The 14,929-nt window shown below is 72.1% G+C and carries 13 protein-coding genes and 1 pseudogene; 8 read left to right on the top strand and 6 right to left on the bottom strand.

The genetic code is table 11. The features are described 5' to 3' along the window. Positions 1–111: 111 nt before the first annotated feature. The 3 genes and pseudogenes from ACWGR4_RS31920 to ACWGR4_RS31930 all read left to right on the top strand — a co-directional run. Entirely contained in the window at positions 112–951 is an 840-nt protein-coding gene (locus tag ACWGR4_RS31920; protein ID WP_380010857.1) for a fumarylacetoacetate hydrolase family protein, read from the top strand. Positions 952–983: 32 nt separating this feature from the next. Then, a complete protein-coding gene (locus ACWGR4_RS31925) occupies positions 984–1,910 on the top strand; it encodes a VOC family protein (protein WP_380010854.1) in 927 nt (308 codons plus the stop codon). 33 nt (positions 1,911–1,943) lie between these two features. Then, positions 1,944–2,048, top strand: a pseudogene (locus ACWGR4_RS31930) (aromatic-ring hydroxylase C-terminal domain-containing protein); the annotation flags it as partial. 34 nt (positions 2,049–2,082) lie between these two features. Here ACWGR4_RS31930 and ACWGR4_RS31935 read toward each other — a convergent pair. After that, on the bottom strand, positions 2,083–2,952 hold the full coding sequence (locus ACWGR4_RS31935) for a LysR substrate-binding domain-containing protein (protein ID WP_452132167.1): 870 nt from the start codon (positions 2,950–2,952) through the stop codon (positions 2,083–2,085). A gap of 70 nt (positions 2,953–3,022) precedes the next feature. Here ACWGR4_RS31935 and ACWGR4_RS31940 point away from each other — a divergent pair, with 70 nt between their 5' ends. Next, the gene (locus ACWGR4_RS31940) at positions 3,023–3,925 is read left to right on the top strand and encodes a PhzF family phenazine biosynthesis protein (RefSeq protein ID WP_452132166.1); all 903 of its coding nucleotides are present in this window, start codon (positions 3,023–3,025) and stop codon (positions 3,923–3,925) included. Continuing rightward, positions 3,922–4,971 (top strand): ornithine cyclodeaminase family protein, encoded by a 1,050-nt coding sequence (locus tag ACWGR4_RS31945; protein ID WP_452132165.1) that lies wholly within the window; start codon positions 3,922–3,924, stop codon positions 4,969–4,971. The genes ACWGR4_RS31940 and ACWGR4_RS31945 overlap by 4 nt, the downstream gene beginning before the upstream one ends. Before the next feature lie 437 nt (positions 4,972–5,408). Here the strand turns inward: ACWGR4_RS31945 and ACWGR4_RS31950 are convergent, their stop codons facing one another. The 3 genes from ACWGR4_RS31950 to ACWGR4_RS31960 all read right to left on the bottom strand — a co-directional run bounded on the left by ACWGR4_RS31950 (position 5,409) and on the right by ACWGR4_RS31960 (position 9,262). Continuing rightward, the gene (locus tag ACWGR4_RS31950) at positions 5,409–5,687 is read right to left on the bottom strand and encodes a hypothetical protein (RefSeq protein ID WP_380010842.1); all 279 of its coding nucleotides are present in this window, start codon (positions 5,685–5,687) and stop codon (positions 5,409–5,411) included. 233 nt (positions 5,688–5,920) lie between these two features. Further along, positions 5,921–6,604, bottom strand: a complete 684-nt coding sequence (locus ACWGR4_RS31955) for a DUF4097 family beta strand repeat-containing protein (protein WP_380010839.1) — start codon at positions 6,602–6,604, stop codon at positions 5,921–5,923. 87 nt (positions 6,605–6,691) lie between these two features. Beyond that, positions 6,692–9,262: an ABC transporter permease gene (locus tag ACWGR4_RS31960; RefSeq protein WP_452132164.1), complete on the bottom strand. Its 2,571-nt coding sequence runs from the start codon at positions 9,260–9,262 to the stop codon at positions 6,692–6,694. A gap of 389 nt (positions 9,263–9,651) precedes the next feature. On the opposite strand from ACWGR4_RS31960, the gene ACWGR4_RS31965 reads away from it, so the two are divergent. Both ACWGR4_RS31965 and ACWGR4_RS31970 read left to right on the top strand, forming a co-directional pair. After that, complete coding sequence (locus ACWGR4_RS31965) at positions 9,652–10,869, top strand: sensor histidine kinase (protein WP_452132163.1); 1,218 nt, start codon at positions 9,652–9,654, stop codon at positions 10,867–10,869. Beyond that, on the top strand, positions 10,866–11,639 hold the full coding sequence (locus ACWGR4_RS31970; RefSeq protein WP_452132162.1) for a response regulator: 774 nt from the start codon (positions 10,866–10,868) through the stop codon (positions 11,637–11,639). Before ACWGR4_RS31965 ends, ACWGR4_RS31970 begins: the two co-directional genes overlap by 4 nt. Positions 11,640–11,732: 93 nt before the next feature. On the opposite strand, the gene ACWGR4_RS31975 is transcribed toward ACWGR4_RS31970, so the two are convergent. Beyond that, positions 11,733–12,593, bottom strand: coding sequence for an alpha/beta fold hydrolase (locus ACWGR4_RS31975; RefSeq protein ID WP_452132161.1), 861 nt, complete (start codon positions 12,591–12,593; stop codon positions 11,733–11,735). Further along, complete coding sequence (locus ACWGR4_RS31980) at positions 12,590–13,138, bottom strand: TetR/AcrR family transcriptional regulator C-terminal domain-containing protein (protein WP_380010824.1); 549 nt, start codon at positions 13,136–13,138, stop codon at positions 12,590–12,592. The genes ACWGR4_RS31975 and ACWGR4_RS31980 overlap by 4 nt, the downstream gene beginning before the upstream one ends. Positions 13,139–13,385: 247 nt before the next feature. Between ACWGR4_RS31980 and ACWGR4_RS31985 the strand changes: the two genes are divergently transcribed. After that, positions 13,386–14,798, top strand: coding sequence for an amidase (locus ACWGR4_RS31985; protein WP_452132160.1), 1,413 nt, complete (start codon positions 13,386–13,388; stop codon positions 14,796–14,798). Positions 14,799–14,929 lie beyond the last annotated feature (131 nt).

Here is a 14,929-nt window from a genome sequence, read left to right on the forward strand (position 1 = left end):
GCTCTTGACGCTGTGGCTCTCGCCGCCGCAAAATCTGAATAATCATCATGCTTAATTATTGGGTGAGGCGCGCGAGTGACCCGCCCCACCCATTCCTCCGGGAGATCCGTCATGCGCATCGCCAACCTCTCCGGCCGACTGGCCCTGATCGTCGACGGCAAGGCCGTCGACGTCGAACGGAGCAGCAACGGCCGCTTCTCCGCCGACCCCCAGGCCGTCTACGAGCGGTGGGAGGAGTTTTGTACCTGGGCCGCCGGCGACCTTCCCGCCGGCGTGGCGTTCGAGCACGGCGAACTGGGCGCGCCGGCCCCGGCGCCGCGGCAGACGTTGGCGATCGGCCTGAACTACCGGGACCACGCCGCCGAGTCGGGGTTCACCGTGCCCGAGCAACTCCCGCCGGTCTTCACCAAGTTCGCCACCAGCATCAGCGGACCCGTCACCGAGGTGAAGTTGCCGGCAAACGGCCACACCGACTGGGAGGTCGAACTGGTCGCGGTCATCGGACGTCGTGCTCACGGTGTCCGCGAGGAGGACGCCTGGAGCCACGTCGCCGGGCTGACGGTCGGCCAGGACATCTCCGAACGGGTGATCCAACTGGCGGGCCCGGCACCGCAGTTCAGCCTCGGCAAGTCGTATCCCGGGTTCGCGCCCATGGGACCGTGGCTGGTGACACCGGACGAGTTCGACAATCCCGACGACCTCGAACTGCGTTGCGCGATCAACGGGGAACAGGTCCAAAAGGGCCGCACCCGTGACCTGATCTTCTCCGTGCCCACACTTGTCGCCCGTCTCTCCGCCGTGCTGCCGCTCCTGCCGGGCGACGTGATCTTCACCGGCACCCCCGCGGGCGTCGGCCTCGGCCGGAACCCGCAGCGCTGGTTGGCCGCGGGCGACGAACTCGTCAGCACCATCGAAGGCATCGGCGAACTGCGCCAGACCTTCGTGGCCTGAGACCGGGCGTCGACCGACAAGGGAGTCCTCTCGTGGCACTGCACCGACTGACCTCCATCACCATGGGGGTCCCCAATGTCACCGAGACCGCCGCCTACTACGCGGACTTCGGCCTGACCCCGGACGGAGACGGCTGGTTCACCACCCAGGACGCCGGGCGTCAGCTCAGGATCGTGCACGCGCCGACCCGCCGTCTGGTGGAGGTCAGGGTCGGCGTCGACACCCCCGACGACCTGGCGGCGAGCGCGTCCCGCCTGAAGCGGCTCGGCGTCGACTGCCACATCGCCGACGGGGCACTGACCGCATACGACACGCCCACGGCCGTGCGCGCCGTCCTGGAAATCGCCCCACGCCCGACGCAGGAACCGGTCGCGCCCACCGCCTACAACGGTCCCGGCCGCGTCGAGCGCACGGGCTCCCGCGCACCCGGCGTCCTGCGTACCGAACCGGTCCGCCCCCGCAAGCTCGGACACGCCGTCGTCGGCACCACCGACCTCGACGCCACCACCGCCTTCTTCCGTGACGGGCTCGGCTTCAAGGCATCGGACTACATCAAGGACCACGGGGCGTTCCTGCGCTGTTCCACCGACCACCACAACATCCTGGTCCTGGCCGCGCCGGTGGCGTTCCTGCACCATTCCTCGTGGCAGGTCGACGACATCGACGAGGTCGGCCGCGGCGCCGCCGCCATGCTGGAGGACCACCCCGAGCGCCACGTCTGGGGCCTGGGCCGCCACCACGCCGGGTCGAACTTCTTCTGGTATCTCAAGGACCCGGCGGGCAACTTCAGCGAGTACTACTCCGACATGGACTGCGTGGTCGACGACCAACTGTGGACACCGGAGGTCCTGGAGGGAGCCAAGGGCCTGTTCAACTGGGGCCCGCCACCCCCGCCTTCCTTCCTGGCCCCCGAGGACCTGGCCGCATTGATGACCGGCATCCACGCCGAATCGAGGTAGCCCCCGCGACCGGGAGGAGGTTACCCGCCCACCGCCCTCGCCCTGGTGCGCCCCGACCAGCATCTCGCCTGGACCGCGACCCGCGACGAACCGGTGAACCTCCGCGAGATCCTGCGCCGCGCCGTCGGCGATCCGTGACGGTCGGGACCGGTTCGACATGGCCGGAAGCGGTTCACTCGGCGACGGCCACCAGACGGCGCAGGATGCGTTCCAGGGCGACGAGGGACCGATCGGTGTCCGTGTCGGCCCGCCGGGAGATGGCGATCTCGACCGTCGGCGCGGGCGGGAGGTTGTGCTGTTCGCCGAGCCGCACGGCGCCCGAGGGCAGGTTCTCCGCCATCAGCGCGCCGACTCCGATCCCGGCGGAGATCGCCGCCTGTACGGCGTGCAGACTGGTGCTCTGGAAGGCGATCCGCCAGCGGCGGCCGTGCCTGCTCAGCGTGTCCAGTGCCGGCTGCCGCCATTGACACGGCTGGGAGAACAGTGCCAGTGGCAGCGGATCGGTCCGTGGATCGAAGCCGGGAGCGCAGGTCCAGACCAGCGGCACCCGACGCTGCCAGCGCAGCTCGGCCTCGCCCATGACGCTCGGGTCGCCGAACACGAGGTCCAGTTTGCCGCGTTCGGCATGCCGGCGCAGCTCCCTCGCCGGGCCGATGAGCACTTCGAGGTCGATGCGCGGGTAGAGCATGGCGAAGTCGGCGAGTGCGGTGGGCAGCGTGGTGATCGCGAGGTCTTCCAGGAAGCCGACGGTGCGTCGACCGGTGGGTGTCGCGCCGCGATGCCCGACCGATGCGCGAGCCTCCTCGTGGAGCGCGAGGATACGTTCGGCATAGGCCAGGAGCGACTCACCGGCTTCGGTGAGTCGCACGCCGCGCGTGTCTCGAATCATGAGGTGTTTGCCGGCGGCTCGCTCCAAGCGCTGGATCCGCTGACTGATCGCCGGCTGACTCGACTCCAGGGCGACGGCGGCCCGGGTGAGACTGCCCGCCCGCACCGCCGCGGCGAAGGCCCGCAGGTCGGAGATCTGAAGATCGTTGCCCATAACGATCGATTATGTCGAACACATCGATATTGCCGTTCCCCATGATCGGAGTCGTACCTAGGCTGACCACATGGCATCCTCTTTCGTCGATTACCACCATGTGGACGTATTTGCCGAACAGCCCTACACGGGCAACAGTCTCGCCGTCTTCGTCGATCCGCCCCCGCTGTCGGCGGACCGGATGCTCCGGATCACCCAGGAGCTTCGACACTTCGAGTCGATCTTCGTGACCCGAGTGGGCGACGTGTACCACGCGCGCGTGTTCGACCTGATGGAGGAACTCGGTTTCGCCGGGCACCCGGTCATCGGTGCCGCGGCGGTGCTCCACCTGGGCACCCCGGTCGGCCCGGGCACAGAACTCCTGTGGACGTTCGTATTGCCCGCCCGGACCGTACGGGTCAACACCCGAGGCGACGACATGGGCAGGGTGTTCGCCCTGCTCGACCAGGGCCGTCCCGAACTGGTCACCGATCAACACGCCATCGACCGGGCGGCGGTCGCCCGCTCGCTGGGTCTGAGCGAGGACGACCTCCGGGCGGACCTGCCGACGGAGGTGCACTCCACCGGCCTGCGCTACCTGATCGTGCCGGTGCGCGACGCCGAGGTATTGGGCAGGGCGCGGATCGACATCCCGGACTTCGACGCGTTCATCGCCGTGTTCGGGGCCGAGTTCGTCTATGTGCTCGACGTCGACTCCCTCCAGGGCAGGCACTGGAACAACGACGGCGTCCAGGAGGATGTCGCGACCGGAAGCGCCGCGGGCTGCGTGGCCGCGTATCTGCTGCGCCACGGGCACGCCGTCGACGGTCGTCGACTGACCCTGGAGCAGGGACGATTCGTGGGGCGGCCCAGCGCCATCACGATCACCGCGTACGGTCGGCCGGACGACGTCGAGCGGGTGACCGTCGGCGGCACGGTGACCCCGGTGGGCACCGGCACGCTGTGCACCCTGCCGGCGGAGGGGCGGCGGTGATCGCGGCGGGCGCAGTCGAGACCGCCGCCGGCGCGGCGCCGAGCCCCGAGGTGTTCACCGCCGCGTCCATCCGGAAGGCCGTCGGGATCGCGGACCTGCTCCAACCGATGACCAGGGCCTTCATCGACGTCAGCCGGGGCCTGGGCGAGGCGCCGATCTCGGTATTCGCGCCTGCGGGGGAGGAGGGCGACGTACACGTCAAGTCGGCCTGGCTGCCCGGGCGTTCGGTCTTCACCGTGAAGGTCGCTGCCTGGTTCGCCGCCCGGGCGACAGGCGATCGTTCGGGAAACAGCGGATACCTCGCCGTCCACGACGCGGCCACCGGTGACCTGGTCGCGTTGCTGCTCGACGAGCACTACCTCACCGATATCCGCACCGCCGCGGCCGGTGCCGTGGCGACCCGGTCGTTGGCCGAGCCGGACGCGACAGTGCTCACCGTCCTGGGCACCGGAACGCAGGCCCGCCTCCAGGTTCTCGCCACCCGCATGGTCAGGCCCCTCGACACGGTCATCGTGTGGGGCCGTGACCGCGACGCGGCACGGGCACTGCGTGCCGCGCTGGAAGACGACGCGCCCGGACTCGCCGTGTCGGTGGCGGAGGACCCCGAACGGGCCGTACGCGCCGCCGACGTCATCGTGACCGCGACCGGCAGCAGGCGTGCCATCGTCGAGGGCTCCTGGCTGAGACCGGGCCAACACATCACCGCGATCGGCTCGGACGACCTCACCAAGGCCGAACTGGACCCGGCCTGCTTCCGGCGCGCCGACCTGATCGCCGTCGACAGCCGCGCGCACGCGCCACGATTCGCGGGCGACCTGGCCGCCGCCATCGCCGAAGGCGCGATCTCCGAGGCCGACATCCACGCGGAGATCGGCGAACTCCTGTCGGCCAGGCACGTCGGTCGGGAAAACCGCGAGCAGATCACCATCGCCAAGCTCATCGGACTCGGGGCCCAAGACCTCGTGGCGGCGGAGATCACCCTCGACCTGCTGCGCAACCCGTCCCGATCGGCCACCCTTGCGTCCGTCCCCGACCCGGCCGCCTGATCCGACCCGGCGAGCGGCAGCACGACCGCCCCGAACACATCATCGAACCCATCACGGCCACCGCCGCTGTACCGCCCCGCCGGCGTCGAACTCGGCGACGAGCCGCGAACGAGCCTCCACCGCACGGGTGTTGGCATGGCTCGCGGAGCGCGCCGGGTGTCTCGTGGCGCTGTTCGACCGGGCCGGACGGGTCGTCCGGATCGCGGAGGGGAACGGCGCCGCGCTGGAATCGCGACGTGGGGCCGGTCGACCGGTCGACGTCCCCCGTTTGTCGTGATCGGTGGCTCGCGCTCCGCGCCCGGTTCAGCAGACGATGCCTGTTCGGCGCTGGTGAAACCGGGAACCCGGTGCCGTCCCCGCCGCGTGCGGTGGCGGTGGGGACGGCGTTCGAGTGGGCGGTGGCACGTCCCGGGCGCGGGCCCTGAGGGATTCGAGGGCTACTTCACCCACAGTTCGTAGTTCTCGAACTGGCCCCCGCCGGTGCACTGGTAGCTCGACCAGCGATGGGCGTTGATCCCCTGGTTGCCGGTGTCGTTGCACGCACTGGCCCAGTAGTAGTCGGTGATGTAGGTGTAGCCGGGGCTGGCCGGCGGGTGGCACGGGTGGGTGCAGGCGACCGTTGCGGGGGCGGCCTGGGCGGGAGCCGCACCCAGCACGGTGCCGGTGAGGATGGCGCCACCGGTGGCGAGCCCGAGTACGAAGTTGCGGAGACGCATGACGATGTCCCTTCGAAGCACGATGTGTGGACATCCCGTACACGGTCGGTGACGGCTATGGGTATGACCCAAAATATGTGACCTGCGTCACATAAGCGCGAATGCCCTTATCGGCCGCCCCCGGCTCACGGTGGCCGTGGATTGCGGCGTCTACCTCGTGCTCGCCTTCGGTACGGCCGGGTGGTTGCCGGGGCGCCGGGACGTCTGACCGATGCGCCGTCCGAGGCCGGCGCTCACGATGCCCGCAGGATGCTCGCGTCGCCGGACCGCGTGTGCACGTTCACGTGATACGGCGCGGCGGCGTCCCGCGGGACCTCGACCTGGACCGCGCCGCGGTCGCTGGTCGCGTCGACCACGTATCCGACGTCGGCCGGCAGCCGGACGCGGGCGGTGTCGCCGTCGGCGTCGACGCGGGCCGGCGGGCTCGCGAAGGACAGGTCGAGCGCGTCCTCGTCGGCCTTCGCGGTGACGGTGCCCGCGGTCAGCTCCTTGCCCTCGATCGAACCACCGGTGGTGTGCGCGGACACGTCGCCGGACAACCCGACGAGGGTGATGCGGCCCGACGACGTCACCGCCTCGACCGCGACCCCCTGGGGAACGGCCACCTCGTACGACACCTGGGCCCCGTCGCGGACGGTCTGCCGCAGGGTCAACGTCGCGTCCGTCAGGGTGTGTTCGGTGACGGGTTCGGCCGAACCGAAGCGCTTGGTCTCGGTGACCACGACGCTCGCGGACTCGGTCCGGCCGACCCGGACGTCGCCTGCCGCGCCGGCGACGACCACGCTGCGGACGGGGCCGCCGACCTCGTAGTGGGCGGTGCGGGTGGTGGTGTGGTTCGGCGAGCCGGACGTACCGCAGGCCACGAGCACGAGGCACGCGCAGGCCGGGCAGGCGAGGCGAAGTCGTCGGTGCAGCACGGTGGTTCCTCCCTATCGAGAATCTCTTCCCGGTGAATCGATCTCTTCGGACTTCCTGCGATCGGGCCCGCCCCCGGACCGGGTCGCCTACTCCGTCGCGATCGCGGTCAGCACCGCCGTACCGGCCGCCCGACGAGCCGGCAGCACCGCGGCGAGCACGCCCACCACGCCGGCCCCCGCGACCAGGGCGGCCAGGGTTGCCCACGGCACCGCCAGTACCTCCAGGCCCCGGTCCGCGAGTCCGCGCTGCGCCACGACGCCCCAGCCGACCCCGAGCAGCAGGCCGAGCAGCGTGCCGTACACCGACAGCGCCAACGACTCGGCGCGGACCATCCGCCGGATCTGTCCGCGTGACGTGCCGAGCGCGCGCAACAGCCCGATTTCCCGGGTGCGTTCGACAACCGAGAGGGTGAGCGTATTGACCACGCCCAGCGCGGCGATCAACACGGCCAGACCGAGCAGTGCGTAGACCAGGTCGAGCACGCCGTCGATCCCGCCGCGAACGAGCCGCTTGTATTCGTCGCGGTCCCGTGCCGACGCCTGCGGGAACGGCGCGAGCGCGGTCCTCAGCGCGGCCTTGAGCTTCGCGCGGTCGGTGCCCGGCGCGCCGTCGACGAAGATCATCGAATCCTGCGCACCCGGAGCGAGCGCGGTGAGCGTCTCCAGGGCCACCAGCGGCGCGTCCCGGCGGCCGATGGACTGCCCGGCGGGATCGGGTTCGCGCAACGCGGCCACGGTCACCGTCAGTTCCGTCCCCGTCGGGCCGCGCAGGAGCACGGCGCTGCCGATCGACAGGTGGAAGTCGCGGGCGTATCCGGCGCCCAGGCTGATCGTGCCCGGCGTCGGCGCGGGTGCCGGCGCTCCCGACGCCGAGCGCCGGCGCAGTACCGACGGGAGTTCGGGATCCGCGCCCTGCACCCACCCGTGGTCGGCGCGCCCGTCGGCGAGCACCTCGATCCGGGCCTCGCGCAGCCGAACCACCCGACCCACGCCCGGCGCGCGCCGGACCGCGTCGGATACCTCGGTGGTCAACGGCGCACCGCTCTTGTCGCTCCGCACGGTGATGTCGCCACCCAGCGTGCGATCGATCCGCGCGTCCATCGAACCGCTCGCGGACGCGGCGACCACCGCCGTCGCCGCGACCACCGCGACGCCGATGGTCAGCGCGGCGGCGGTGGCCCCGGTCCGCCGCGGGTCGCGCATCAGGTTGCCGCGCCCCAGCCGCCCGACCGCCCCGGAGCGCACCAGGACCCGCGCGATCGGCGGGAGCACGGTACGGACCAGGGTCGGCCCCAGCACCACGAAGGCGACCAGGCTGAGCACGATGCCCACGATCGCCAACGGTCCGCCGGCCACCGCCGCCGCCATCCCGAGGGTGACCAGGACCGCACCGACCACGGCGCGCCGCCGGGCCGGCCGACCCGACCCCGACCCCGACCCCGCTCCGACGGCGGCGTTGCGCAACGCCGCCATCGGCGGGACCCGGCTCGCCCGTGCCGCGGGCACCGCCGCGGCGAGCAGCGTGCCGAGCACGCCGACCAGCAGGGCGGCAACCGGAGTACGCACCGTGATCACGAGCGGCCCGTCCGCCGGACCCACCCCCACGCCGCCGATCGCGCCCCGGAGCCCGGCGGCCAGGCCGATGCCCGCGGCCAACCCCAGGACCGACGCGATCGACGCCAACAGCAGCGCCTCGACGTACACCGAGCGGCGCACCTGGGCACGGCTCGCGCCCAACGCCCGCAGCAAACCGCACTCGCGGGTTCGGCGGGCCACCAGCATCGAGAACGTGTTGACGATCAGGAAGCCGGCCACGAGCAGCGAGACCCCGCCGAAGCCGAGCATGGCGGACCGCACGAACTCGACGCCGGAGGCGGTCTCCGCCGTCTCCGCGTCCGCGACTTGGGCCCGAGTACGCACCACGGCATCCGTACCGAGCCCCGGCGCCCGCTCGATCCGCCCGGCCAACTCGTCGTCGGTCACGCCCGCCCCCGCCTCCACCCGTACCGACGTCACGACGCCGGGGACGCCCAGCAGGCGCGTGCTCGCGACGGCCGTGTCCAGGAAAACCGACGTGTGCCCGGGGTCGACGGTGCGATACGCGACGATGCCGACCACCGCCGCCTCGAAGCTCCCCGGGACGGCGACGACCCGTACCCGATCGCCGAGGCGCACGTGCGCGCGCCGGGCCGAGTCGGCGTCCATGAGGAGCTCGCTCGGACCGTGCGGTTCCCGACCCTGGGCCAGGCGTACCGGTGAGCGCGCGTCGGGGGACCAGTCGGCGGCGGTCGTGGGTCCGCCCGCCGCGCCCTCGACCCGGCGGTTGCCGGCGGCCACCAGCGCGACGTTGTCCACCGTGATCGCGGCGCGTGCGTCGCGCACGCCCGGCACGCGGCGCACCAGCTCGACCACGTCGACCGGCAGCGTCGGCGGCCCGCCAGGGGCGGCGCTGCGCAGGCCGGCCGCGCTGTCCGGGGTCGGCGCCTGCACCGTCACGTCGGCCGCGCCGGCCGCCGAAAACTCGGCTGCGGCCCGGGTCACCGTGTCGGCGAGGACGAGCGTGCCGGCGACGAACGCCACCGACAGCAGCACGGCCAGGCCGGACAGCACCATGCGCCCGCGCTGCGCGAGGAACCCGCGCAGGGTTGCCTTCAGCATGGCCTCAGCCCCGTCCGGTGTGGACCGAGGGCGATCCGGCCGGCGGCCGGGCGGGTGGCGGGTCGAGCGTTCGGTGGGTCATGGGTGTCCTCGCTCGGATGCCGTCCGACGGGATCGGACGGGACGGGATGGGGTGCGGGTGGATCGGGTGTGGGAGGTGTGTGGGGGAGTGGGCGGGGGAGCGGCCTCGGATCGGTCCGGATCGCCGTGCACCGCGGTGGCCGCAACGCTGTCGCGCCGAGGGGGTGTCGCGCGTCGGGCCCGGGAACGTCGATCCGCACTCGTTCCGACGGAGGCCGGGTGCCGGCCGCGTCGGTCGCGCGACGGACGCCGGGTGATCCGTCCCAGGACTGACGCCCGACCCGCTCCCGGCGGGCTAGCGTCGGGGCGTGGAACAGTCCCGCCCGCCCTTGACCCAACGTCTGACACCGCGTCACCTCGCCTGGCTCGACGTGGTGGCGGCGGTGGTCTCGGCCGCGTTGATCTGCCCGAGCCTCGGACGATTGCACGAGCACCACGTGCCGGTGCCGCTCTTCGCGGTCCTGGCCATCGCGCTCGCCGCCGCGGTGGCGCTGCGCCGGCGGCATGCCGCGTCGGCCTTCGTACTCGCGTGCCTCGGCTATGCGGTACTGGCGGCGTACGGGTTCCCGAAGTCGCCGATGATCGCGCTGGTGCTGGTCGTCTATGTGGTCGGCCTGGTCGAACCCCTGTGGCGTTCCGTCGCCTTGCTCGCCGCCGGCAGCGTCCTGGTCGCGCTCGCGCCGTTGGTCGGGAGCTCCGTCGACCGCGGTTGGTCGTCGTGGAGCAGCTGGATCCTCGGCCAGGTGGGCGCACTGCTCGCCTTTTGGACCGTCGGCCGGACGATGGGCAGGCAACGCGCCTACAACGCGGGCCTGCGCGAACAGGCGGAACGCCGGGCCCGGGACGAGACGGACCGGGCCCGGCGCACGCTGGTCGAGGAACGGCTGCGGATCGCCCGGGAGATGCACGACGTGGTGGCGCACAGCATGAGCGTGATAGCGGTACAGGCGGGGGTCGGCCACCATGTGATCGCGGCCCGGCCCGACGAGGCGGCCAAGGCGCTCGCCGCGATCGAGACGACCAGCCGGGCGGCGCTGCGCGAATTGCGCGCGCTGCTGGGGGTGTTGCGCGAGGAGGCGCCGCCGGTCGGGGGACGGGACGGCTTCCACTCGGCGCCCGGTCTGGCGGACGTACCCGGTCTGGTGGAGAAGACCGGTCGGGCCGGCCTGCGGGTCGACGTCCGCATCGACGGCACCCCGCGCGAGTTGCCGTCGGGTATGGATCGCGCGGCGTATCGCATCATTCAGGAGGCGTTGACCAACGTGGTCAAGCACGCCGACACCGATCGGGGCAACGTGTTCATCCACTACGGCGACACCGACATCAGGATCGAGATCACCGACGACGGCTCGGGGCCGGCCGGTCGGGGCGCCGGCGACGTCGAGGGCCTCGACCGGGCGCAGGGTCACGGACTGATCGGCATGCGCGAACGGGTCGGCCTGTACGACGGCGACTTCCAGGCCGGGCCGGGTCCGCGCGGCGGCTATCGGGTCGCGGCCCGGCTGCCGCTGGGCGTCGGCGCATGAGCATTCGCGTGGTGGTCGCCGACGATCAGGCGCTCGTGCGCGCCGGCTTCCGGGTACTCGTCGACTCCGACCCCGGCCTCACCGTGGTGGGCGAGGCCGCCAACGGCGCGCAGGCGCTGGAACTGATCCGCCGGGAACGCCCCGACGTGGTCCTGATGGACATCCAGATGCCGGAGGTCGACGGCATCGAGGCCACTCGGCTGGCCCTGTCGGGTCCCGATCCGGTGGACACGCGGGTACTCGTGCTGACCACGTTCGACCTCGACGAATACGTGTTCGCGGCACTGCGGGCGGGGGCGAGCGGCTTCCTGGTCAAGGACACGCCGCCGGCCGATCTGCTCGCCGCGATCCGGGTGGTCGCGGCGGGGGAGGGCCTGCTCTCGCCGGGGGTGACCCGGCGCCTGATCGAGGAGTTCGCCCAACGCCCGACGGTGGCCGTCCTCGCCCCGACCCGCCTGGCCGCCGTCACCGACCGCGAACGCGAGGTCCTGCGCCAGGTCGCCCGCGGCCTGTCCAACGCCGAGATCGCCGCCTACCTACACCTGTCCCTGTCCACCGCCAAGACCCACGTCAGCCGCCTGCTCACCAAACTCGACGCCCGAGACCGAGCCCAACTGGTCATCGCGGCTTACGAATCGGGCCTGATGAACCAGACGCCGACGGCGCGTTCGAAGCCGGTCCCGGCGGACTGCCCCGGACCGACGCCGGATGCGGGCCCCCGCCACAACCCCTCGGCGCCGACCCGCCCCAGAGCGCCCGACACTGCGTAGGGGCAGCAGGCCGTGTACTACCTCTCCGCGGTCGCGGAGGGACCGCTGTTCGCCTGGAACTCCCCGACGGCTCGCGGCCCTTGCCGCCGGGTGTCAATCGAGGAGGGCGTGCCACAGGGGGGTGGGGTCGGTGAGGGCGAAGAGGTGGCCGGCTTCGGGGAGGATGTGGACTTCGGCCGTCGGGAGCCGTGCGTGGAGCCAACGGGCCACGCCCACCGGTACGTTCGCGTCGAGGTCGCCGTGCACGATCGTGGTCGGTGCGGTGATCGTACCGAGCGGGTCGGGCAACGCCCGGTGGTAGCGGCGCATGTCGGCGACGGCCGCTCCGGGCCCCTGACACAGTGCCGCCTCGGCGTCGCGTGCCGTCGACGCGCGGGTCGCCGGGTCGTTCAGGGCGAGCCGGTCGGACTCCGGCAACCCGGCCGGTGGCTTCGCCGGATCCGTCGGGGCCGAGGCCCGCCGGGTGAGGAGAACGCCCAACAGGCCCGGCACGCGCCGGGCCAGCCAGTAGGCGAGGGTCACCACGGGGAGCCGACCCCGGGTGGCGGAGGCGGGGGCGCCCGGGACCATTCCGCAGGCCACGACCAGGCGTTCGACCCGGTCGGGCACGCGCTGTGCGACGGCGAGCGCGTAGCCGGCGCCGCCCGAGATGCCGATCAGCGACGCCCGGTCGAGTTCGAGCGCGTCGAGCAGGGCGGTGAAGTCGCCGTCCCACGCGTGGAAATCGTCGATGTCGACGGGGTCGGTCTCCCCGAAGCCCGGCCGGTCGGGGCAGATCAACCGGACTCCGGCCGCGGTTGCCGAGGCGTCGAGCGGGTGGGCCTGGAAGCGGCTGCCCGGTGTACCGTGCGCGACGATCGTGGGGACGCCGGTGGGGTCGCCGTAGACGCAGTAGGCGATGCGTCGCCCGCCGGGCGCCGGGGCGAATCGGGTCGGCGGCGCGGATATGGTCACGCCCGCCCCCGCGGGCGTCCCGCCGGCCGTCCCTCGGCGATCGTGGACTCGATACCGGTGATCAGGAGTTCGAGGCCCTGCCGGAAACGTTCGGCGTAGTCGTGGTACCGGGCGAAGACCGACACCGCCTGCCGCTCGGGCGACGCGTCGTAGTGTTCGAGTTCGCCTCGACCGAGCCGGATCGCGACATGCCCCGTGACGAAGTCGTGGACGGCCGCGTACGCGTACGTGGCGCGCTCCTCGTCCAGCCCCGCCGTACGCAACGCGCCCGTGACGCGGTGTGCGACCGCGTCCGCGCCCGGTGCGTCGAGGGCGGCCCTGCGGTGCGCCTCCAGGACCAGCGGGTGGCGCATCAGCAACGCGCGCAGTTCCTCGGCGAAGACCCGCACGACGCCCTGCCAGTCGTCGGGCCACACGATCGATCGGGTCACTCGGCCGACCACCTCCGAGACCATCGTGTGGCGCAGGGCCTCGATGCCGCCGGTCGTGCGATGGATCGCCATGGGCGACACGCCCAGCCGGTCACCCAACACGCGAAACGACACGGCGTCCAGTCCACGGTCGTCGGCGATCTCGGTCGCGGCGCTCAGGATCGCCTCGAGCGATACGGCCTTGGGCCGACCCGGCTTCCCCGTCTCCGGCGGGCCACCCGCCGCACCACGGGCTGCACCACTCCCCGAACCACCCGGTGGCTCGGACGCACCTGCTGCACTCATCGAACCCGGCATTGACGATTCCATGGGAACACCCTAACAATACGCGTAACGAAACGCCAAGCGAGGTGTACCGCGCATGTCTGAATTGCACGAACTATCGGCCCTGGACCTCGGTTCCGTCATCGCCTCCGGAGAAACCTCCCCGGTGGATGTCGTGGACCATTTCCTCCGGCGCGCCGCCGAGGCGGACACGGTCGGGGCATTCACCACGATCGCCGACACACACGCCAGGGAATCGGCACGCCGAGCCGAACGTACCCTGCGCGACAGGAGCGACGAGCCGCTGCCCGCGCTCTTCGGAGTGCCCATCGGCATCAAGGACCTCGAGGAGACGCGCGGAATTCGCACCACCTTGGGCAGCAGGGTGTTCCAGGACTGGATCCCGGACGCGGACGGCGAAATCGTCACCATCCTGCGGGCCGGCGGCCTCATCGACATCGGCAAGACCACGGTGCCCGAGTTCGGCGCCGCCTGCTACACCGAACCCGACATCGCCCCGCCCGCGCGCAGCCCGTTCGACCTCGCGTGCGGCGCCGCCGGCAGCAGCGGCGGCGCGGCGGCGTCGGTGGGCGCACGATTGTTGCCGTTCGCGCAGGGCAGCGACACCGCCGGGTCGTTGCGGTCCCCGGCGAGCGTCTGCGGCGTGATCGGCCTCAAGCCGAGCCGGGGCCTGATCACCACCGGCCCCGACCGCGGCGACAACATGGGCCTGTCCGCGCGCGGACCACTGGCCAGGACCGTACGCGACACGGCCGCGCTCCTGGACGTCCTGGCCTCGCGGCCCGGCGCGAACACCGTGCATCCCCCGGCGCCTTCGGCGGGCAGCTACCGGGCGGCCTGCGACGGGCCGCTCCCACGCCTGCGGATCGCGGTCGCGTACGGGTCGATTTCCGGTGGCCCGGTGGCCGCCGAGTCGGCGGAGGCGATCACCCGTACCGGGCTGCTGCTCGAATCCCTCGGGCACACCGTGGTGCGTCGCGACCAGGCCGAGGACCCGCTGTTCACCGAGTCGTTCACCCTGGCCTTCGCATCCCTCGCCGGCGGCCTGCCGCTACCGCCGGGCGCAGAGCCCCTGCTGCGCCCGATCGTCCGGCATCTGCGCGCGATCGCGACCCGGACCACGGCGGCCGAACTGGCCGCGGCACTCGGCACGTTGCAGGCGCGGGCCCGCGCGTGGACGCTCGACCACGCCGACGTGGACATCGTGATCACCCCGACGATCACCCGCCCGACACAGACCCTCGGCGAACTGCGCGACGACGCCGACCCGGCGGGCGAACTCGCCGCGATGACGGCCTTCACCGGAAACACGGTCCTCGCCAACGCGACCGGCTTTCCGGCCCTGAGCCTGCCCGTGGAGTGGAGCGCGCGAGGTATGCCGATCGGCGTGATGTTCACCGCGGGGTGGGGGCGGGACGACATTTTGTTGCGACTGGCGGCGGAGGTCGAAGAGGCCGCCCCGTGGGCGGAGCGCTATCCGAACGTCTGAATCGAATATCGACTGCCGAATATCGAACCGGGCGCAAGAGTCCCCATAATCCGAGAACGACCCCGCGTTCTCGGTCCCATGCGCCCGGGCAGCCACGCGGTTACGCGGGTCGATTCGGCGTATCCGAATAC

It is taken from the genome of Embleya sp. NPDC055664, assembly GCF_053618075.1.